Source organism: Frigoribacterium sp. NPDC087798 (assembly GCF_044742985.1).
Taxonomy (GTDB): domain Bacteria; phylum Actinomycetota; class Actinomycetes; order Actinomycetales; family Microbacteriaceae; genus Frigoribacterium.
In genome coordinates this window covers 510,849-530,653 of sequence record NZ_JBIUVP010000002.1, presented here as the reverse complement: position 1 = coordinate 530,653, position 19,805 = coordinate 510,849, and the positions used below count along the sequence as shown (strand labels likewise).

The 19,805-nt window shown below is 71.7% G+C and carries 16 protein-coding genes; 8 read left to right on the top strand and 8 right to left on the bottom strand.

Going from position 1 to position 19,805, the window contains the following annotated elements; all coding sequences use genetic code 11:
• The first annotated feature begins 61 nt into the window (after nucleotides 1-61).
• The 5 genes from ACIOSR_RS09470 to ACIOSR_RS09450 all read left to right on the top strand — a co-directional run bounded on the left by ACIOSR_RS09470 (nucleotide 62) and on the right by ACIOSR_RS09450 (nucleotide 4,989).
• Nucleotides 62-886, top strand: a complete 825-nt coding sequence (locus ACIOSR_RS09470; RefSeq protein ID WP_071257252.1) for an ABC transporter permease — start codon at nucleotides 62-64, stop codon at nucleotides 884-886.
• Nucleotides 883-1,680: an ABC transporter permease gene (locus ACIOSR_RS09465; protein WP_233568518.1), complete on the top strand. Its 798-nt coding sequence runs from the start codon at nucleotides 883-885 to the stop codon at nucleotides 1,678-1,680. Before ACIOSR_RS09470 ends, ACIOSR_RS09465 begins: the two co-directional genes overlap by 4 nt.
• Nucleotides 1,677-2,687: an ABC transporter ATP-binding protein gene (locus tag ACIOSR_RS09460; RefSeq protein WP_173152374.1), complete on the top strand. Its 1,011-nt coding sequence runs from the start codon at nucleotides 1,677-1,679 to the stop codon at nucleotides 2,685-2,687. The genes ACIOSR_RS09465 and ACIOSR_RS09460 overlap by 4 nt, the downstream gene beginning before the upstream one ends.
• Nucleotides 2,688-2,800: 113 nt before the next feature.
• Complete coding sequence (locus ACIOSR_RS09455; RefSeq protein WP_056048152.1) at nucleotides 2,801-3,871, top strand: extracellular solute-binding protein; 1,071 nt, start codon at nucleotides 2,801-2,803, stop codon at nucleotides 3,869-3,871.
• Nucleotides 3,868-4,989 carry an adenosine deaminase gene (locus ACIOSR_RS09450; protein ID WP_402752461.1) on the top strand — a complete coding sequence of 374 codons (1,122 nt, stop codon included), beginning with the start codon at nucleotides 3,868-3,870 and terminating at the stop codon, nucleotides 4,987-4,989. The genes ACIOSR_RS09455 and ACIOSR_RS09450 overlap by 4 nt, the downstream gene beginning before the upstream one ends.
• Nucleotides 4,990-5,085: 96 nt before the next feature.
• Here ACIOSR_RS09450 and ACIOSR_RS09445 read toward each other — a convergent pair whose 3' ends face one another.
• The 3 genes from ACIOSR_RS09445 to ACIOSR_RS09435 all read right to left on the bottom strand — a co-directional run bounded on the left by ACIOSR_RS09445 (nucleotide 5,086) and on the right by ACIOSR_RS09435 (nucleotide 8,733).
• A complete protein-coding gene (locus ACIOSR_RS09445; protein WP_402752493.1) occupies nucleotides 5,086-7,377 on the bottom strand; it encodes a HelD family protein in 2,292 nt (763 codons plus the stop codon).
• Between the two features lie 148 nt (nucleotides 7,378-7,525).
• Nucleotides 7,526-8,359, bottom strand: coding sequence for an aldo/keto reductase (locus tag ACIOSR_RS09440; RefSeq protein WP_402752460.1), 834 nt, complete (start codon nucleotides 8,357-8,359; stop codon nucleotides 7,526-7,528).
• A complete protein-coding gene (locus ACIOSR_RS09435) occupies nucleotides 8,359-8,733 on the bottom strand; it encodes an FKBP-type peptidyl-prolyl cis-trans isomerase (protein ID WP_043596717.1) in 375 nt (124 codons plus the stop codon). Before ACIOSR_RS09435 ends, ACIOSR_RS09440 begins: the two co-directional genes overlap by 1 nt.
• A 290-nt stretch (nucleotides 8,734-9,023) precedes the next feature.
• Between ACIOSR_RS09435 and ACIOSR_RS09430 the strand changes: the two genes are divergently transcribed.
• Nucleotides 9,024-10,364, top strand: a complete 1,341-nt coding sequence (locus ACIOSR_RS09430) for an MFS transporter (protein WP_402752459.1) — start codon at nucleotides 9,024-9,026, stop codon at nucleotides 10,362-10,364.
• Between the two features lie 54 nt (nucleotides 10,365-10,418).
• Here ACIOSR_RS09430 and ACIOSR_RS09425 read toward each other — a convergent pair whose 3' ends face one another.
• Nucleotides 10,419-11,786 carry a PrsW family intramembrane metalloprotease gene (locus tag ACIOSR_RS09425; protein WP_402752458.1) on the bottom strand — a complete coding sequence of 456 codons (1,368 nt, stop codon included), beginning with the start codon at nucleotides 11,784-11,786 and terminating at the stop codon, nucleotides 10,419-10,421.
• An 84-nt stretch (nucleotides 11,787-11,870) separates the two neighbouring features.
• Here ACIOSR_RS09425 and ACIOSR_RS09420 point away from each other — a divergent pair, with 84 nt between their 5' ends.
• Nucleotides 11,871-13,004, top strand: coding sequence for a YihY/virulence factor BrkB family protein (locus ACIOSR_RS09420; protein ID WP_123571803.1), 1,134 nt, complete (start codon nucleotides 11,871-11,873; stop codon nucleotides 13,002-13,004).
• 27 nt (nucleotides 13,005-13,031) lie between these two features.
• On the opposite strand, the gene ACIOSR_RS09415 is transcribed toward ACIOSR_RS09420, so the two are convergent.
• The 4 genes from ACIOSR_RS09415 to ACIOSR_RS09400 all read right to left on the bottom strand — a co-directional run bounded on the left by ACIOSR_RS09415 (nucleotide 13,032) and on the right by ACIOSR_RS09400 (nucleotide 17,871).
• Nucleotides 13,032-14,549 carry an aspartate ammonia-lyase gene (locus ACIOSR_RS09415; RefSeq protein ID WP_056048158.1) on the bottom strand — a complete coding sequence of 506 codons (1,518 nt, stop codon included), beginning with the start codon at nucleotides 14,547-14,549 and terminating at the stop codon, nucleotides 13,032-13,034.
• A gap of 163 nt (nucleotides 14,550-14,712) precedes the next feature.
• Nucleotides 14,713-14,922 (bottom strand): hypothetical protein, encoded by a 210-nt coding sequence (locus ACIOSR_RS09410; protein WP_056048161.1) that lies wholly within the window; start codon nucleotides 14,920-14,922, stop codon nucleotides 14,713-14,715.
• Nucleotides 14,922-16,202, bottom strand: coding sequence for an inorganic phosphate transporter (locus ACIOSR_RS09405; RefSeq protein WP_173152389.1), 1,281 nt, complete (start codon nucleotides 16,200-16,202; stop codon nucleotides 14,922-14,924). The genes ACIOSR_RS09410 and ACIOSR_RS09405 overlap by 1 nt, the downstream gene beginning before the upstream one ends.
• Nucleotides 16,203-16,311: 109 nt before the next feature.
• On the bottom strand, nucleotides 16,312-17,871 hold the full coding sequence (locus ACIOSR_RS09400) for a carboxylesterase/lipase family protein (protein ID WP_402752457.1): 1,560 nt from the start codon (nucleotides 17,869-17,871) through the stop codon (nucleotides 16,312-16,314).
• A gap of 143 nt (nucleotides 17,872-18,014) precedes the next feature.
• Here ACIOSR_RS09400 and ACIOSR_RS09395 point away from each other — a divergent pair, with 143 nt between their 5' ends.
• Nucleotides 18,015-19,763 carry a cation:proton antiporter gene (locus ACIOSR_RS09395; protein WP_402752456.1) on the top strand — a complete coding sequence of 583 codons (1,749 nt, stop codon included), beginning with the start codon at nucleotides 18,015-18,017 and terminating at the stop codon, nucleotides 19,761-19,763.
• The last annotated feature ends 42 nt before the right edge of the window (nucleotides 19,764-19,805 follow it).

The window sequence follows — 19,805 nt, the reverse complement described above, 5'->3', positions numbered from 1 at the left end:
CGGTTTCACCCGAGGTGGGGTCGGCATCCCCCCAGAGGCCACACCGATCGGAGGACAACCCGTGACGTCCCGCAAACCCGCGCTGCTGTTGCTGCTGCCGGGCCTCGCCTTCCTGCTGATCGGATTCGCGGTGCCGTCGCTCGCGATGCTGTTCGCCCCACCCGGCGTGACCGCCGGCGAGATCGTCGGCCGCCTCGGCCAGATGCTCACCGACCCGTTCGACCTGCGCATCATCGGTCGGACCGTGGGGCTCGGCCTGGTCGTGACCGTGATCTGCGTAGCCCTCGGCTTCCCCATCGCCTACCTGCTGGCCCGTTCGACCTCGCGCTGGTCGGGCGTCCTGCTCGCCCTGGCGATCTTCCCGCTGCTGCTCAGCAACGTCGTCCGCACCTTCGGGTGGCTCGTGGTGCTCGGCAAGAACGGCGCCATCGGTCAACTGCTCACGACGCTCGGCCTGGTCGACGAGGCCCCGCAGCTGCTCTACACCGAGCTGGCGATCGTGCTGGGTCTGACCCAGTTGTTCCTGCCGCTCGCGATCATCTCGTGCTACTCGGCCGTGGCCCAGGTCGACCCGGGCCTCGACGACGCCGCCCGCGGACTCGGCGCGAGCCGCACGCGAACCTTCTGGAGCATCGTCGTGCCCCTCTCTCTGCCCGGCGTCGTCGTCGCGGCCACCCTCGTCTTCGCGGGCTCGGTCACCGCCTACACGACCCCGTACCTGCTCGGCGGCTCGGGCCAACGAATGCTCGCCACCCAGCTCTTCTCGTACTCGAGCGTGACGATCGACTGGGCCGGGGCCTCGGCCACCGCCCTGATCATGACCGTGTTGGTCTTCGTCGTCTCCGGCCTGTCGTCGCTCGTCGCCCGGAAGGGAGCCACCTCGTGACCACCCGCCGCCCGGTCGCCGGCACGCTCGCCGTCGCCGGCTACGTCGTGATGATCGTCCCGATCCTCTTCGTCGTCGCCACCGCGTTCACGAGTGAACGCACCCTGCGCTTCCCGCCCCAGGGGTTCTCGCTGCGCTGGTTCGAGGCCGCCTTCGGCTACGACCCGTTCACCCAGGCCCTGGTCTCGAGCCTCCAGCTGGCCCTGATCGCCACCGTGCTCGCCCTGCTCGTCGGCATCCCCGCGACCCTGGCGATCCATCGCGGCAGGCTGCCGGGCAAGGGCCTCGTCGAGGCGCTGTTCCTGTCGCCCCTGATCGTCCCCGAGCTCGTGGTGGGGCTCGCGCTCTACCAGCAGCTCGTCATCGGGTTCCGCCTCGACGCCTTCCCCGTGCTGTTGATCGGGCACACCGTGTTGATGCTGCCCTACGCGGTCCGCGTGACCGGCGCCTCCCTGGCACTGGCCGACCCCGCCCTCGAGGAGGCCGCCCGCGGTCTCGGCGCGTCTCCCCTGCGGGCCTTCGTCACGGTGACCCTGCCCCTGCTGCGGCCCGGCATCTTCTCGGCGGCGCTGCTCAGCTTCGTCACCTCGTTCAACAACGTGCCCCTGTCGCTGCTGCTGCAGAGCCGCGACTTCCGCACCCTGCCCGTCACGATGCTCGACTACGTGCAGCAGAGCTACGACCCCATGGTCGCGGCGATGGCCACGCTGATCCTCGCGGGCACCGTCGTCATCGCCGTCATCGCCGAACGCACCGTCGGCTTCGCCAAGATCTTCGGAGGCATCAACAGATGAGCACCGCAGCAGAATTCGTCGCCGTCAGCCAGGTCTTCGGCGACTTCACCGCCGTCGACTCGATCGACCTGTCGATCGCCGAGGGCAAGCTCACGACGCTGCTCGGCCCGAGCGGATGTGGCAAGACGACGAGCCTGCGCATGCTCGCCGGCTACGCCGCCCCGACGTCGGGGACGATCCGCATCGCCGGCGTCGACAGCACGCGCACCCCACCCGAGAAGCGCGACCTGGGCATGGTGTTCCAGTCCTACGCGCTGTTCCCGCACCTGAGCGTCGCCGACAACGTCGGCTACGGCCTGAAGCTGCGCGGCGTCGACACCGCCGAGCGCCGCCGTCGCGTGATGGAGACCCTCGACCTGGTCGGCCTGGCCCACCTCGCCGGCAGCAAGCCGAAGAAGCTCTCGGGCGGCCAGCAACAGCGCGTCGCGCTGGCCCGCGCCATCGCCATCCGGCCGAAGCTGTTGCTGCTCGACGAACCCCTGTCGAACCTCGACGCGCGCCTTCGCGTCCAGATGCGCGCCGAGATCCGCCGCATCCAGGGCGAGACGGGCCTCACCGTCGTGTTGGTCACGCACGACCAGGACGAAGCGCTCGAGATGAGCGACGACATGGTCCTCATGCGGGCCGGCCGGATCATGCAGCAGGGCTCGCCCCAGCACGTGTTCCCGAACCCGGCGAACCGCTTCGTCGCCGACTTCCTCGGCTACGAGAACTTCGTCACGGCGGCCGACGGCACGCTGCTCGCGATCCGCCCCGAGCACCTCGGGGTCGTCCCCGGGACCCCCGCAGGAGGCGCGGTGCCCGACGGCCTGCAGCTCGCCGGGGTCGTCACCGACGTCGCGTACCGCGGGGTCGACCTGCTCGTCACCGTGCAGGCCGTCGACGCCGCCGGTACCGAGGTGCGCCTGCTGTCGGACGTCCGCAGCACGGGCTCCGAGACGGTCGCGATCGGCGACCGGGTGACCGTCTCGGCGCCGGCGTCGCGACTCGTGGCCCTCGCCGACTGACCCGCCCGGTGCGCGGAGCCGCGCGCGCCTCCTCGGGTCTCCCCTCCACCGTCCCACCCACCCGCGTTCCACACCGCCCGGTCTCGCCGAGACCGCCCCGAAAGGACACGACCATGACCTCCACCCTCCGCACCCGCCTGGCGATCGTCGCCGGCGTCGCCGCGACGACCCTCGTGCTCGCCGGCTGCTCCGCCGACGGCGGCGGCGAGCCCGACGCCGACACGATCACCGTGAGCACGTTCCCGTTCGGCGTCGAGGAGTTCCAGGAAGCCGTCATCGACCCGTTCACCGAGAAGACCGGCATCGAGGTGGTCGTCGACACCGGATCGAACTCCGACCGCCTGTCCCAGCTGCAGGTCGCGGGCGGGCAGCCCGACGTGGACGTCATGCTGATCTCGGACTACTACGCGGCACTCGGCCAGGAGGACGACCTCTTCCAGCAGGTGGACGCCTCGGCCGTGCCGTCGCTCGACGAGATCGCCGACTTCGCGAAGGAGGACTCGTACCTCGGCCCGGCCTACAGCTACCAGCTCAACGGGACGATGTACTCGACCGACGAGCTGACCGCCGACGAGGCCGCGCAGTGGAGCCTGTACGGCGAGGAGGAGCTCTCGGGCAAGGTCGCCCTGCCGGACATCTCGGTGACGGCCGGCCAGCTGATGGTCTCGGGCGTCGCGGAGGAGTACGGCGACGGACCCTACGACATCGACGCGGCCCTCGACCGGCTCGGCGAGTGGGCCCCCGGCGTGCTGCAGTTCTACAGCTCCTCCACCGAGGTGACCAACCTGCTGACGCAGGGCGAGATCGTCGCCGCGGACTCCCTGAGCGGCTTCGCGACCGACCTCGTCGAGTCCGGCGAACCGATCGCCTGGACGGCCCCCGCGACCGGCCGCTACATGGCCACCAACCGCGCGATGATCCCGACCGGCGCCGAGAACGTCGACGGTGCGAACCAGTTCATCGACTACCTGCTCTCGGTCGAGGCGCAGACCTCGTCCGCCGAGATCGTCGGCGACCTGCCGGTCGCCCCGGGCGCCACCGTGCCCGACACGATCGAGGCCGTCGTGGGAGACATCGCCGCCGACCCGGTCGCGGCGGGCTACTCGACCCTCGACCCGACCGAACTCGTCCCCACCCGCTCGGACTGGGTCGACCGCTTCGCCCGCGAGGTGACCTCGCGGTGACGGACACCACCCTGCCCCCGGCCTACCTGGACCGCATGCCCAAGGTGGACCTGCACTGCCACCTGATCGGGACGGTCCGCGCGAGCACCTTCGCCGAGTTGGCCCGCCGCGAGGGTCTCGACCTGCCCGACGAGCCCGAGCGGATCTTCGCCGACATCAACTCGCTCCCGCCCGACCCGGCTCTCTACCGCGACACGCGCATCCCCGTGCCGCAGGGGCGCAGCGTCGACGAGCCCGAGGTGTCGTACTCGCTGTTCCAGGCCTCGAACTGGGTCGTCGAGGTGCTCCGCGACGCGGACGACCTCACCCGGATCGTCTACGAGGCCTTCGAGGACGCGCACCACGCGAGTGCGACGCGGCATCTCGAGCTGTTCTTCGACGCCGTCCCGCCGCACCTCGCGTCGCTCGGCTACACCGGCTCGGTGGAGGCCTACGCCGAGGGCATCCGGCTCGCCGAGCGCGACTTCGGCATGACCGGGCGCATGATCCAGGGCATCGACCGCAGCAGGAGCGGCGAGCACGCCCTCGAGCTCGTCCGTCAGGTGGTGGACCACCCGCACGAGTACGTGGCCGGGATCGGCCTCGACAACCTCGAGACGAGCGGGCCACCCGAGCGGTTCGTCGACGCCTACCGGCTGGCGGGCGAGGCCGGGCTGGGCCGGACGGCCCACTCGTCCGAGCACTCCCCCACGGCGGTCAACACGATCACGTGCCTCGACCAGCTCGGCTGCGACCGCATCGACCACGGGTACTACGTGCTCGAGGACGACGAGGTCGTCGCGCGCGTGCGCGACGAGCAGGTGGCGTTCACCGTCGTGTCGACGACCTCGCGACGGTCGTGGCGTCCCTGGCGCCGCGCCTCCATCGAGGCCATGCTCGAGGCGGGCCTGAACGTCGTGCCGGCCTCCGACGACCCGGGCATGTTCCCGACGACCCTCGCCGCCGAGTACCGCATCGTGCACGAAGAGATCGGGGCCACCGCCGACCAGGTGCGCTCGATGGCCTCCGCGGGCGTCGACGCCAGCTGGCTGCCCGCCGTCGAGAAAGACGCCCTGAGGGCACGCGTCGACCGGGAGTTGGCGGCCCTCGACGACGAGTTCGGGGTGGCCGGGGCCTGACCCGGTCAGGGGCCGAGACGGCGCGGGGGCCGGGCCGGCTCGGGGACCGGGCCAGCGCGGCGGCCGAGCCAGCCGGCCCCGCCGCCCCGACCCGGCCTACGAGACGACCGTGAGGCGTTGCGTGGGCCGGGTCATCGCCACGTAGAGACTGGCGTTGCCGCGTCGGCTCGCCAGTCGGACGCGCTCGGGGTCGACCACGACGACCGAGTCGAACTCGAGACCCTTCGACGTCGCCGGGCTCAGCACCGAGATCGGCTTGGTCAACGACGCCGTGCCGGCGGCCACGAGACCGTCGAACTCGGCCGACAGGGCCTCGACGAGCGTCGAGACGGCCTGCTCGGGGGCGATCACCGCGAGCGTGCCCTCGGAGTCGATCGCCCGGTCGGCCCGGACGGCGTCGACGGTGGCACGGACGAAGTCGTCCCTCGAGGAGGCGCCGGTCACCTCGCGCACCGGCCATTCGCTCGAGCGCACCGATCGGCTCGGGGTGATCTGCAGACCGCTCGCCGTCGCGACGCCCTCGGCGTAGGTCACGATCTGCGCCGGCGTGCGGTAGTTGACGGTCAGTTCTTCGAGCCGCCACGGAGCCGACGTGCCCTGGGCGCCTCCGCCGCGACGACGGCCGAGCAGGGCCTGGAGTGCGCGGTCCCACGAGGTCGCCGACGCCGGGCTCGACGCCTGGGCGATGTCGCCGACGACGGTGAACGACCGCAGCGGGCAGCGCCGGGAGAGCAGTCGCCACTGCATGGGCGAGAGTTCTTGTGCCTCGTCGACCACCACGTGGCCGAACGCCCAGGTACGGTCGCCCGCGGCCCGCTCGGCCGTGGTCATCGACGCCGCCCGCTCGGCGAAGCCGCCGGCGATCTGTTCGGCGCTGACCATGCCCTCGACGCCCATGTTCTCGATCGCCCGTTCGGCGTTCTCGATGTCGCGCTTGCGCTGGGCCTTGCGGGCCAGGCGCTCGGGGTCGACACCGGTCTGGAACTCGCCGAGCAGCTCGGCGGCCTCGTCGAGCAGCGGCACATCGGACACCGTGAAGCCCGCTCCGCGTTCGCGCCGCAACAGGGCGCGCTGCTCGGGCGTCCAGCGCGGGGTGATCGACGCGAGCCAATTCGGGCGGGCGAAGAGGTCCTCGACGAGCTTCTCGGCACTGAGCGGCAGCCAAGCCGTGTTGAGCAGCACGCGCACGTCGTAGGACTGCCGGATGTCTTCCCGGAGGACGGCCTCGTCGGACTCGTCGACCGTCGTGCCGTGCTCGCGCATCTGGTCGACCAGCTGGCGCGTCAGGGCCGAGAGGGCCGCCTTGTTGAAGGTGACCCGGGCCACGTTGTGGGGCTTGCCGCGCTCCTGCGCCTTGCGCATGGCCTCGCCGACGAGCTCCGGCCGCACCACGAGTCGTTCGCCGTTGATGTCGATGGTCGTCGGCTCGGCCGGGCGCACCTGCCGCGACCGGACGGCGCGACGCATGAGCTCGGCCATCTCGGCCGACCCCTTGAGGGCGGCGACGTCGGGCGCGTCGTCGGTCTGGGCCTCGACGCCCGGGTACAGGCCGCCGAGGCTCGACAGGACGACGCCGCTCTCGCCGAGCGACGGCAGCACCTGTTCGATGTAGCGCAGGAACGACCGCGACGGCCCGACGACGAGTACGCCCGAACCCTTGAGCCGGTCGCGGTGCGAGTAGAGCAGGTACGCGGCCCGGTGCAGCGCGACGGCCGTCTTGCCCGTGCCGGGGCCGCCCTGGACGACGAGCACGCCGTCGAGCTGAGAGCGGATGATCCGGTCCTGCTCGCCCTGGATGGTGGCGACGATGTCGGTCATGCGGCCGGTGCGCTGGGCGGTCAGGGCGGCCATGAGCGCCCCCTCGCCCTGCAGCTGCACGTCGTCGCGATCGAGCAGGTCGGGGTCGAAGACCTCGTCCTCGAGGCGGGTGACCGTGCGGCCGTCGAGGGTCAGGTGACGACGGGCCCGGGCGCCCATGGGAGTCGCGGCCGTCGCCTGGTAGAACGCGCTGGCCCCGGGGACGCGCCAGTCGAGCAGGATCGGGTGGTGGGCCTCGTCGCGCAGGCCGATGCGGCCGATGTAGCGGTAGCGCCCGCCCTCGCCCGGTTCGGCCGGGCGGTCGACGTCGCCGGTCTGGCCGAGCAGGTCGGGCGTCTCGAGCTCGAGGCGACCGAACGCGAGCCGTTCGTCGACCGAGCCGAGCTGGACGATGGTGTCTTCGTACAGGCGCGCGTAGGCGTCGCGCTCGCTGCGGCTCTGGTGGTTGCCGCCGACGGTCTCGCGGCGGGTCCGTTCGAGACGGACGCGGGCGTCGGCCTTCAGCTCGTCGAGGCGTTCGTAGAGGGTGCCCACATAGGCGCGTTCGCGGTCGATCTCGGATGACAACAGGTGTTCGTACCCTTCGGGAAAAGTCGGCACGCCAGTCTAGCTTCCGACCACCGACGGCGAGGCCCGGGAATCCGACCCGGGACGCAGGAGGCGCGCTCGTCCTCGGGGGACGAGCGCGCCTCCTGGGGTGGCCGCGGTGGAGCCGGGCCTAGAACTCCTCGTGGGTCAGCGGGTCGCCGTCCCACAGCCGGCCCCGCTTGAGGCCGCTGATCGACTCGACCTCGTCGGGCGTGAGCTCGAAGTCGAAGACGTCGAGGTTCTCGCGCTGACGACCGGCGTCGGCCGACTTCGGGACGGGGACCGCGCCGAGCTGGACGTGCCAGCGCAGGACGACCTGCGTGGGCGTCTTGCCGTGGGCCCGCGCGATGTCGGTGACCCGCGCCTCCGTGAGGAGTTCGCTCTGCTTCGCGAGCGGGCTCCAGCTCTCGGTGACGATGCCCATGCTCTCGTGCACGGCACGCAGCTCGGCCTGCGGGAAGTACGGGTGCAGCTCGATCTGGTTGACCGCGGGCACCACGCCCGTCTCGTCGGCGACGCGCTGCAGGTGCTCGGCCGTGAAGTTCGAGACGCCGACCGAGCCGACGAGGCCGTCTTCCTGCAACCGGACGAAGGCCTTGAACGCCTCGACGTACTTGTCGATGCGCGGGAGGGGCCAGTGGATGAGGTAGAGGTCGACGAAGTCGAGGCCGAGGTTCGCCCGGCTCTCGTCGAAGCTCGCCAGGGCCTCGTCGAACCCGTGGTGTCGGCCGGGCAGCTTCGTCGTGACGACCAGGTCGTCACGGGCCACGTCGGTCGCGCGGATCGCCGCCCCGACGGCCGCCTCGTTGCCGTAGTTCAGCGCCGTGTCGAGCAGACGGTAGCCCGACGAGATCGCGTGGACGACCTGCGCCGTGCCCTCGTCGCCGTTCAGCCCGTAGGTGCCGAGGCCGAGCTGGGGCAGGGTGCGCCCGTCGTTGAGGCCGACCGAGGGGGCGACCGTCATCAGCTGACGCCGAGCAGGTCGATGACGAAGATGAGCGTCTTGCCCGAGAGCGGGTGCCCGCCGCCCGCGGGGCCGTAGGCCAGGTGGGGCGGCACGACGAGTTCGCGGCGTCCGCCGACCTTCATGCCGGGGATGCCTTCCTGCCACCCGCGGACCAGGGCCTGCAGCGGGAAGTTGATGGCCTCGCCACGGCTCCAGGACGAGTCGAACTCCTCGCCGGAGTCGTGTTCGACGCCGAGGTAGTGGACGTTGACGGTCGAGCCGGACTGCGCCTCGGCTCCGTCGCCGACGGTGATGTCGGTGATCGTCAGCTCGGTGGGGGCGGGGCCGGTCGGGGCGTCGATCTCGGGCTTGGTCTGGGGATCGTGAGTCATGCCGACCATCCAACCACCGACGGGCCGAGGGGGCGGGTCGGCCACTCGCGTCCTCCCTGCGAGGCTCGAGGAGCCGACCCGACATCCGCACCGAGATGACGTCATCGATGCGAACACATGGACGCTACTCCGACGGTGACGGGACGCCAAATCGATCGGGCTCCGCCGCGGCCGGGGGCGGGGGCCCGGGCGGGCCGGGGCACGGGCCCGGTCGGCGCCGGGAGCCGCATCGGCTGCCGCCGCGGCCGCCGCAGCCTGCGGAAACCTGCACGATCGGCAAGAATGGCAGCTTGTCCGCCACCCCGCCTCCGCCTCCGCCGTCCGACCCCGCCGCGCCCGCCCGTCGCCCGCTGTTCGTCGACGTCACCCCGCTGCGGACGAGTCCGGCCTTCGCCCGCCTCTTCGCGGGCAGCGCGATCAGTGGCATCGGGACGCAGCTCACGCTCGTCGCCGTCGGGCTCGAGATCTTCGAGATCACCCGGTCGACCTTCGCCGTCGCGCTCGTCGGCGTCGTCTCGCTCGTCCCGATGATCCTGGCCGGCCTCTACGGCGGCATGCTCGCCGACGCCTTCGACCGTCGGAAGGTCGCGCTCGTCGCCGCCGTCTTCGCCTGGCTCTCGACCGCGGCCATCGCGCTGCACGCGTACCTCGGGCTGCACGAGGTGTGGCTGCTCTACCTGTTGACCACGGTCAACGCCGTGGCGGGCACGATGATCGCGACCTCCCGCGCCTCGATCGTGCCGCGCCTCCTGCCCCGCGAGCTGCTGCCCGCCGCCTCCGCGCTGAGCGGCATCAGCATGGGTCTGATGCTCACCGTCGGACCCGCCCTGGCCGGCGTGCTCGTGGCGGGCGTGGGGTTCCCGCTGACCTACACGGTCGACGTCGTGTTGTTCACGACGGCGTTCCTCGGGATCGTCACGCTGCCCCCGGTCCGTCCCGAGGGCGAGACCCAGCGTCCGGGGCTCGAGTCGCTGCGCTTCGGCCTGGCGTTCCTGAAGCGGTCGCCGAACATCCGGACGACCTTCGTCATGGACGTCGTCGCGATGACGTTCGGGATGCCCCGCGTCCTCTACCCGGTGGTCGGCACGCTCGTGATCGGAGGAGGCGCGGTGACGGTCGGCGTCCTCTCCGCCTCGTTCGCGGTGGGCGCCCTGCTGAGCAGCGTGTTCTCGGGACGCCTCGGCCACGTGCGCCGACAGGGTGTCGCCGTGCGGTGGGCGATCACCGCCTACGGTCTCTGCATCGCCGCGTTCGGCGTCGTGCTGCTCGTGACGCCGGCCCACGGCGGCGGCGTCACGGCCGGACTCGACCAGGCGAACCTGGCCGCCCTCGGCGGGGCCGCCCTCGCCCTGGCCGGAGCGGGTGCGAGCGACAACGTCAGCTCGATCTTCCGCTCGACCATCCTCCAGTCGGCCGCGCCGGACGCGATGCGGGGCCGCCTGCAGGGGATCTTCATCGTGGTGGTCACGGGCGGGCCGCGAGTCGGCGACCTGTTCGTCGGACTCGTCGCGGGCATCGCCGTCTTCTGGCCGCCGCTGCTCGGCGGTCTGTTGGTCGTCGCCCTCGTCGCGCTCGTGGCTCGGCTGACGCCCGCGTTCGGACGTTACGACGCGGAGGCGCCGACGCCCTGACCCGCGGCGTCGGCCACGGTCGCCGCTGCCGCCGTCACCGCCGTCGCGAGCGCGTCACCATCCGGGGCCCGAGTGCGGCGGCCCGGTCACCTGCGACGGCCACCCCGGGTGCTGCGGGTACCCGACGAAGGCCGTCGGTGGAGCCTGCAGGGCGACGCGACTCGCGGTCAGCGCCTGCAGCAGCTCGGCCTCGTCGCGTTGGACGGCCTCGTCGAGCGCGCGGCGGCCCTTCACCAGCCGCTGGCGGGTGAAGGCGAGGCGCGTCGCATTCGAGATGAAGACCTTCATGGCGGGTCGGATGCCCCGTGACGCGGCCCACGACCGCGCGCGGCGGCGACCGGCGCTCGACGAGAGCATGCCGACCTCGTCGGCGCTGAACCAGCCGACCGCGGCGTACTCCGCGAGCCGGTCGTGGGTGACCCTCCGCTCGTTGCGTCGCAGGAACACCACGAGCAACACCATGGCCACGAAGATCGGCACCTGCACGAGCAGGTAGTAGACGAAGAAGCCGTCGCCGACCACGAAGAGGGCACCGTTCCAGAGCGCGTGCAGTCCCGCCGCGGGGACGAGGCCGACGAAGAACCAGCCGATCGCGCCGTACGGGCCCGTCCGCCGTGCCGCGAGACCAAGGGCGAAGCCCGTGCAGGCCGTGTACATCACGTGGGCGAACGGCGACATCAGGGCCCGCACGAAGAAGACGTAGGCGAGGCCCTGGCTTCCCGTGGCCAGGTCTTCCCCGACCTGCAGGGCGAAGTACTGGATGTTCTCGACGAAGGCGAAGCCCGCCGCGACCGTCGCCGCGTAGACGATGCCGTCGACCGGGCCGTCGAAGTGCCGTCGGAAGATCCACAGGACGAGCAGCACCCCGAGTCCCTTCGCACCCTCTTCGACGAGCGGGGCCTGGACCACCGCCCCGAGCACGTCCCCCAGCTCGCCGGACCTGACGCCGAGCACGGCCCGAGCCGTCTCGAGGGCGTAGTCGACGATCAGAGCGGTCCCCACCGCGACCGCAGCGCCCCAGAGGAACGCGAACAGCAGCGCCACCCGTGGCTCGGGCTCCCAGCGGTCGACCAACCAGATGCCGAGCAGCACGATCGTCAACGGGACGAAGGCGAGCAGGCTGCCGGCCAACAGCACCCCGGGCTGCACGAAGACCAGGAAGTACAGGCCGACGGCCAGGGCGAAGGTGCCGATCACGGTGAACCCGACGGCGAGCGCCACGGCACTGGCCACCCGGCGGCGAGGCGTCGGCTGGACGAAGACCGGCTGCACGGGGTACCAGACCGGCTCGGGGTTGACCGCGGGAGCATGCACCGACCAGCCCGGAGCGGCCCCCGGGGTGACGGAGGAGGGGTCGGCGTACGGCGTCAGCGGGCGGCCGTACGCGTCGTGTCCGACGCCGCGGGGATCGGACCAGGTCATCCCCCGACCCTACGGGCTGACGCCGGGGTCGGCGCAGCCTGCGGGCGGGCCGCGACGAGCCGGACGGCCCGGTAATCTCGCAGGATGGCCTCGACGCGTTCCCTGCCCGAGGACCCGTCGCTGGTCCGGTACGTGGTGATGCGGGTCTGGCACGATTTCCTGCGCCATCGCACCATCGACGCGGCCGGGTCGCTCACCTTCTTCTCGATGCTCGCCCTGGTGCCCGGCGCGCTCGCCCTCGTCTCGGGGGTCGCGCTGTTCGTCGACGACGGTGACGCCGTGGACGAGATCCTCTCGGTGGCCCGGTACGTCCTCACCCCCGACGCGATCGACACCCTGCGCTGGCCGCTCGAACAGATGCTCAGCCTGTCGAACCCCGGCGTCGCGTTCGGCATCGGCCTCTGGCTCACGCTGTGGTCGTTGTCGGCCTACACGACGGCGTTCGGCCGGGCCATGAACACCGCCTACGAGGTCGAGGAAGGGCGCCGCATCTGGAAGTTCCGCGGCCACATGATGATCGTCACGCTCGTCCTGATGGTGTCGTTCGCCGTCATCGCCGTCATCCTGCTGGTGACGCCCACGTTGAGCGACGCCGTGGCCGCACGCTTCGGCATCGGCCGCCCCTGGACCGACCTCTACGACGTCGTCAAGTGGCCGGTGCTCGTCGCCCTGGCCGTGCTGTCGGTCGCGATGCTCTACTTCTTCACGCCCAACGTGCGGCCACCGCGCCTGCGCTGGGTGTCGTACGGCGCCATGGTCGCCCTCGGCGGCTGGGCGCTCGCCACGGTCGGCTTCGCGGTCTACGTCGCGACGGTGTCGAACTACGACCGCTTCTACGGTTGGGTGGGCGGCGTCGTGGTCGTCTTGCTCTACGCGTACATCAGCAACTTCGTGCTCGTCATCGGCGGTGAGCTCGACAGCGAGATCCTGCGGATGCGCCAGCTCCGTCGCGGGGTGCAGGCCGAAGAGGTCATCCCCCTGCCGCTCCGCGACACGGCGCGCAACCACATCCTGGCTCGCAACCTCGCCTGGGACGTCCGGGTGGGCCGGGCGATCCGCGAGCGTGCCCTGCGCGAGAACGGCGGCGTGCTCGAACCCGACGAACTCCGGCGCGTCCACCTCCGGGGTGATCGAGACCGGCCGGCCGACGAACGGCCGCAGGCCGCTCAGCGCGCCGACCAGGTCGACCCGACCACCCACGCCCCCTCGACGTCGTAGAGGCCGCGCCTCCTCGACGTGGTCGCGTCAGCCGGCGGTCTCGTCGCCCGGGTTGCGGGCGCCCGTCGTGTTGGCCGCCCGGGCCACCGCCGCGGCGGGGTCCTCGACGTCGATGACGGTGATGGCGCTCGTGATCGGCGCGAGCCCCGAGAGTCGGGCGGGCGAGAGCACCTTGCGCACCTGCTCGTCGGTCATGAGGCCGGCCGCGACGACGAGGGGCGCGATCGCCGCGTTCGTCGTCAGCGCCGTGTGGGCGATGGCCGCCGCCGCCGTGTAGCCGATGTAGGGCGTGAGCGCCGTGACGCTGCCGACGTTCGTCTCGACCTGCTGGGTCAGGCGGGCGCGGTTCGCCTCGATCCCGTCGACGCAGTTGATCCGCAGGGTCTGGCAGGCGTAGGTCATCCACTGCAGGCTCTGCATGACCGAGTGGGTGATGACGGGCTCGAACGCGTTGAGCTGGAGCTGCCCGGCCTCGGCGGCCATCGTGACCGTCACGTCGGCCCCCGCCACCGAGAACGCGACCTGGTTGACCACCTCGGGGATCACCGGGTTCACCTTGCCCGGCATGATCGAGGACCCCGCCTGGCGCGGCGGCAGCGTGATCTCGCTGATGCCGGCCTGCGGACCGGACGAGAGCAGCCGCAGGTCGTTGCAGATCTTCGACAGCTTGATCGCGCTGCGCTTCAGGGCACCGCTCAGCGTCATGAAGACGCCGGTGTCGCTCGTCGCCTCGATGAGGTCGGGGGCCGTGACGAGGTCCATGCCCGAGAGCGTGCTGAGGTGTCGCCGGACGGCGTCGGCGTAGAGCGGGTCCGCCGTGATGCCCGTGCCGATGGCCGTGGCGCCGAGGTTGATCTCACCGAGCAGCGGCACGACGTCGCGCAGACGCTGGACGTCCTCGGCCAGGGTGTGCGCGAAGCCCGTGAACTCCTGCCCGAGGGTCATGGGCACGGCGTCCTGCAACTGGGTGCGGCCGACCTTGAGCACGTCGTGGAACTCGGCGCCCTTGGCGGCGAACGAGTCGGCGAGCAGGTCGAGCTCGACCAGGAGGCGGCGCAGGGTGAGCACCATCGCGATCTTGATCGAGGTGGGGTAGGTGTCGTTGGTGCTCTGGCTGCGGTTGACGTCGTCGATCGGGTGCAGGTGGCGGTACTCGCCCTTGGCGTGGCCGAGCAGCTCGAGGGCGCGGTTGGCGATGACCTCGTTGCTGTTCATGTTGGTGGACGTGCCGGCGCCGCCCTGGATGACCCCGACGGCGAACTGGTCGTGCAGCGCGCCCCCGCGGATCTCTTCGCAGGCGCGTTCGATGGCCTCGGCCTTGACCGGGTCGAGCACGCCGATCTCGACGTTGGCGCGGGCCGCCGCCTGCTTCACGAGGGCGAGGGCCGTGACGAGGTCGGGATAGACCGAGATCGGCCGCTGCGAGATCGGGAAGTTCTCGAGCGCCCGGGCGGTGTGGATGCCCCAGTAGACGTCGGCGGGCACCTCGCGGCTGCCCAACGAATCGGTCTCGGTGCGTGTCGGTGCTGCTGTCTCGGTCGTCACGTGTGGTGAGCCTCCGTCGTCAGTCGGGGCCCGGTCGTCGTCGACCGGACGCTTCCGTCGAGCCTACCGGCGGGACCGCGGACGGGTCGTGCCCGAGGAGGCGCGGGGCGGCCGTCCGAGAGGGTCCCGACCTGGGGACGAGACGAGCCGGGGTGGCCGAGGGTCAGCGGTGGAAGCCCGGGACGATGAGGTAGATGCCGTACAGCACGCCGAGGGCGCAGACGACGAAGCAGGCGTACCCCGCGGCGGTGCGGACGGGCGTGCGGCCCTCGACGGTCAGGAGGCGCAGGCCCAGCGAGTAGAGCGAGACGAGTGCGGCCGCGGAGAAGAGCGCGACGAGCGCGACCACGAGGAAGGCGGACCAGTCGATCATCAGCGCACCTCGTCGTCGGTCGGGACCGGACCCCGGGGGGCGGGGACGGGCTCGGGTGGGTCGTCCATGCGGACGAACGGGGCCTCGACCCCGGACGCGGGCGTGTCGACGCGACCCTTGCGGACGGCTCGTCGGGCACGGCGACGCGAGAGCACCGAGGTGGCGGCGACGTCGACCTCGATGGCCGAGCCCTGGTCGTGCGGCCGGCGGCGGGAGATGACGAAGATGCCCGCGATGACGACGGCACCGACGGCGGCGTCGATCACGAGCCCCGTGACGCCGAGCGTGGCGATCAGGGCCGCGACGGCGCCGACCGCCGCCGAGGCGGGCAACGTGATGAACCAGGCGACGACGATCTTGCCGGCGGTGCCCCACTGGATCTTCGAGCCGCGGCGTCCGAGCCCGGCACCGATGATCGAGCCGCTCGCGACCTGCGTCGTCGACAGCGCGAAGCCCAGGTGGCTGGAGGCCAGCACGGTCGCGGTCGTCGACGCCTCGGCCGAGAAGCCCTGGGTGGGCTTGACCTCGGTCAGACCGCCGCCCATGGTCTGGATGATGCGCCAGCCGCCGGTGTAGGTGCCCAGGGCGATGGCGAACGCGCAGACGACGACCACCCAGAACGGCGGGCCGGAGTCGGGCGTGAGCAGCCCACCCGCGATGAGCGTGAGCGTGATGACGCCCATGGTCTTCTGCGCGTCGTTCGTGCCGTGCGCGAGGGCGACCAGCGACGACGTGAAGATCTGGCCGTAGCGGAACCCGCCGCGCTCGCTCTTGTCGTCACGGCGTCGGGTGATCGTGTAGGCGAGCCGTGTGGCGGTGTACCCCACGACGCCGGCGATCAACGGCGCGAGCAGGGCAGGCAGCACGACCTTCGACAGCACGACGCCGAAGTCCACCGACCCCATGCCGGCACCGACGATCGCCGCACCGATCAACCCGCCGAACAAGGCGTGCGAGGAGCTCGAGGGCAACCCCCGCAACCACGTGAACATGTTCCAGACGACGGCGCCGATGAGGCCCGCGAAGATCATCTCGGGGGTGATCTGCACCCCGCCGTCCCCTTCGCGGATGATGCCGCCGGAGACGGTCTTCGCGACCTCGGTGCTGAGGAAGGCGCCGACGAGGTTGAGGATCGCGGCCACCGTGACGGCGACCTTGGGCTTCATCGCGCCGGTCGCGATCGGGGTCGCCATGGCGTTGGCCGTGTCGTGGAACCCGTTCGTGAAGTCGAAGAAGAGAGCCAGCGCGATGACCAGGACGACGATGAGTGTGATGTCCACCGGCCTGAGTGTCACAGGTGGGTGGACGCGGGTCAACTCGGTGGTGACCTGCGGGGTACATCCCGGTGAACGGCGGGTGACGCGGACCGTCGCGCGGCCGGGGCGCGGCTCACACGTGCGGGACGAAGTCCTGCCAGGCCCGGCGCCGTTCGCCCCGCGGATCGTGCTCGACGCGGTCGCGGGCGTCGATGATGAGGGTGCGTCGGCGGTGCGGGTCGTAAGTCGGCCAGTCGGCGACCGCCCCGGTGCGGACGAACTCGAGCCAGCGGGAACGCGTCCGCGCCGCCGTGCGCAGGAACGCCCGACGGCCGCCGAGGAGGCTCATCGCCCACCCGAACGCGGAGCCCATGCGGTCGTAGATCGCCCAGAGCTCGAGACCGTGGAACGCGTCGACCCCGACCGTGCGGAGGATGCGCGTCGTGGCGTCGAAGCGGTAGAACCGGACCGGCTGGTGGACCGCGTGCCGCTCGGCCACCTTGACGCTCGGGAACCAGAACGCGTAGTCACCGCCGAAGTCGAGGGCGGCCGGGCGGGCGGGCAGCCCCGGGTAGTGCTTCTTGATCGCCTTCCGGGCCTTCTTCTCGGTCGCGGCGAAGATGGCCCGGATGCGGGGCTTCGTCGTGGCGAGGATGTCGCGGCGGCCGGTGAACACCGACCCCTCGCGGTCGTTCGTGCCGATGATCAGCGGCACCGGGTGGGCCCGGCCCGCCTTGAAGGCGTCGAGCGGGCGTTCGGGCAGGAAGTCGCCGTCGATGACCGGGCTGAAGCAGATCGTCCCCGGGTCCTCGTCCGGGGTGCGCAACTGCAACCGGCTGGCGGCCCGGACGATCGCCGTCGTCGGTGCCTCGGCGAGCATCGTCGCCGCGTCGTCGACGCTCGTGGCCTCGAGGTCGTCATCGCGCAGGTCGTGGGCGAGCAGCTCGAGGAACTCGCCCGCCCAACGCCGCGTCACGTCCGGCGGGTAGATGGCGTTCGGCGGTGCGCTCTGGGCGACGACCCCCCGGAAGAGGCCGCGAGCGCGCGGCACCGTCATGAGGGTCGTCACGGCGTTGCCGCCGGAGCTCTCGCCCGACACGGTGACCCGGCCGGGGTTTCCGCCGAACGCGGCGACGTTGTCGCGGACCCACTCGAGGGCGGCGACCTGGTCGCGCAGCCCGAGGTTCGAGTCGAACGGGCGGTCCTCGGTCGCCCAGTGGCTGAAGTCCAGGTAGCCGAAGGCGCCCAGCCGGTAGTTCAGGCTCACGTAGACGATGCCGCCCTCACGGACGAGCGTCTCGCCCTGTCTCGGGAACTCCCTCGACGACCCCACGCTGTACGCGCCTCCGTGGACGAACACGAGGACGGGCAGGCCGTCACCCGGTGCCGTGCCCTCCGGTGCGACCACGTTGACCGTCAGGCAGTCCTCGCTGAGCGGGGTGGTGGCGTCGACGCCCACGAACTGCACGCGGTCCTGCGGGGCCGCGGGTCCGAACCGGCCGGCGTCGCGGACGCCCGTCCACGCCGCCGGCGCCTCGGGGGCCCGGAAACGGAGGCGCCCCACGGGTGGTGCGGCGAAGGGGATGCCGCGCCAGGCGAGCACGCCGCGCTCCCGCACGCCGCGGACCTCGCCCGAGCGGGTGGTGCGGACGAGGTCGGGGGCCGGGACGGTCGCCCGGGGCTGTGCGGTCACGGAGCGATGCTACGGGTGGTCGGACGGTCGACCGTGGCCGTTCACCCGACGTTCTCCTAGGGGGTGCCTGGGAGGATGGTCGGGACTTTGCAGTCGATGCACATCGCATGGCTGCCCCGACGACTGGACGGAGCCCGGCTCACATGGAACTCGGCGAGCTGCTGATCATCTTGACCGGGTCGCTCGTCGTGACCGCCTTCGCCCGCTGGCGGGGCCTGCCCGCCCCCCTGCTGACCGTGGGCGTCGCCCTGCTCGTGTCGTTGATCCCCGGCGTGCCCGACATCGAGATCGACTCCGAGGTCATCCTGACCGTGGTCCTGCCGCCGCTGCTCTACTCGGCCGCCCTTGACGTCTCGCTGCTGAACTTCCGGGAGAGCCGCGTGCAGATCGCCCGGCTGGGGGTCGGTGCCGTGATCGTGACGGCCTTCGCCGTCGGGGGCGTCGCCTACGTGATGATCCCCGACATGACCCTTCCGGCCGCCCTCCTCGTCGGGGCGGTGGTCGCGCCTCCCGACGCCGTGTCGGCGGCCGCCATCGGCCGGAAGCTCGGTCTGCCGCGCAAGGTGATGACCGTGCTGTCGGGCGAGAGCCTGATCAACGACGCCGCGTCGCTCACCCTGGTCAAGGTGTTCCTGGCGATCGTGGGCGGTGCCAGCCTCACGCTCTGGGACGACCTCGGCATCTTCGGCCTCGCGATCGGCGTCGGCGTCGCAGTCGGTCTGGTCCTCGGCTTCGTCGCCCACCGCGTGCGCATGCGGATCGACGACCCCGTGGTCGAGAACGTCATCGGCCTGCTGCTGCCGTTCATCGCGTACATCGCCGCCGAGGAGCTGAGCGGCTCCGGCGTGCTGGCGGTCGTGGCCGCGGGCCTCTACGTCGGTTTCAACTCGCCCCGCACGGGCTACGCGACCCGGCTGCAGGAGCGCCCGTTCTGGTCTGCCGCCGACGTCGTCCTCGAAGGGTTCGTGTTCGCCCTGATCGGCCTCCAGCTGCGTGCCGTCGTGCTCGACGTCAGCGAGAGCGAGCGCGGCCTCGGACAGAGCGTCGGCGTCGCCCTCGCCGTCCTCGCCGTGGTCGTCCTCGTGCGCCCGGTCTTCGTGTTCGGCACCTACCACGCGGCCCGTGCCGGCCGGTACCTCTTCCTCTCGACGGTGCTGCGGAAGCTTCGCCGGGTGCCCGCGCTCCGCCGGCTGCGGCGGGCGCCGGCTCTGCGGACGGTGCGCTACCACCCGCAACCCCGCATGGACTGGCGACAGCTGAGCGTCATCTCGTGGACCGGCATGCGGGGCGTGGTGACCCTCGCCGCCGCCGTGTCGATCCCGGCCGTCACCGAGTCGAGCATCCCCGTGCCGGCGCGCGACACCATGTTCCTCATCGCGTTCATCGTCACGGTCGGCACCCTGCTGCTGCAGGGGCTCACGCTGCCGGTCGTCATCAGGGTGCTCGGCGTCCGGGACGACACGCAGCGCGACCGTGACCTCGCCGCCGAGCTGGCGGTCTTCGCGACGAGCACGGACGAGACCATGGCCTACGTCGCGGAACGGCGTGCCGACTGGGAGAAGCGCTGGGGTCCCGAGCTCACCGAACGCGCCGTCCTGCTCGCGACGACGCGGCTGCTGCGGCAGAACGAGGCGCTGCAGCGCACGGCCGTCGACGACGCCGACGAACGGGACGTCTCGGGGGCGACGGCCGCCCAGCGCGCCCGCCGTCGAGCGGCGCCCCAGGCGCTCGGCTCGATCCGACGCGAGCTGCTCGCCAAACGCCGCGAGGTGGTGCTGCGCGAGCGCGACGCCGGGGCCCTCGACGAGGAGGTCATGAGGCGCGTGCTGCTCGGGCTCGACGCCGAGGAGCTCGCCATGGACACCTCGGCCTTCACGAGCACGAGGTCGTGACGCCGCCGCGGCGTATCGTGAGCGGCACCGGCGACGAGACGG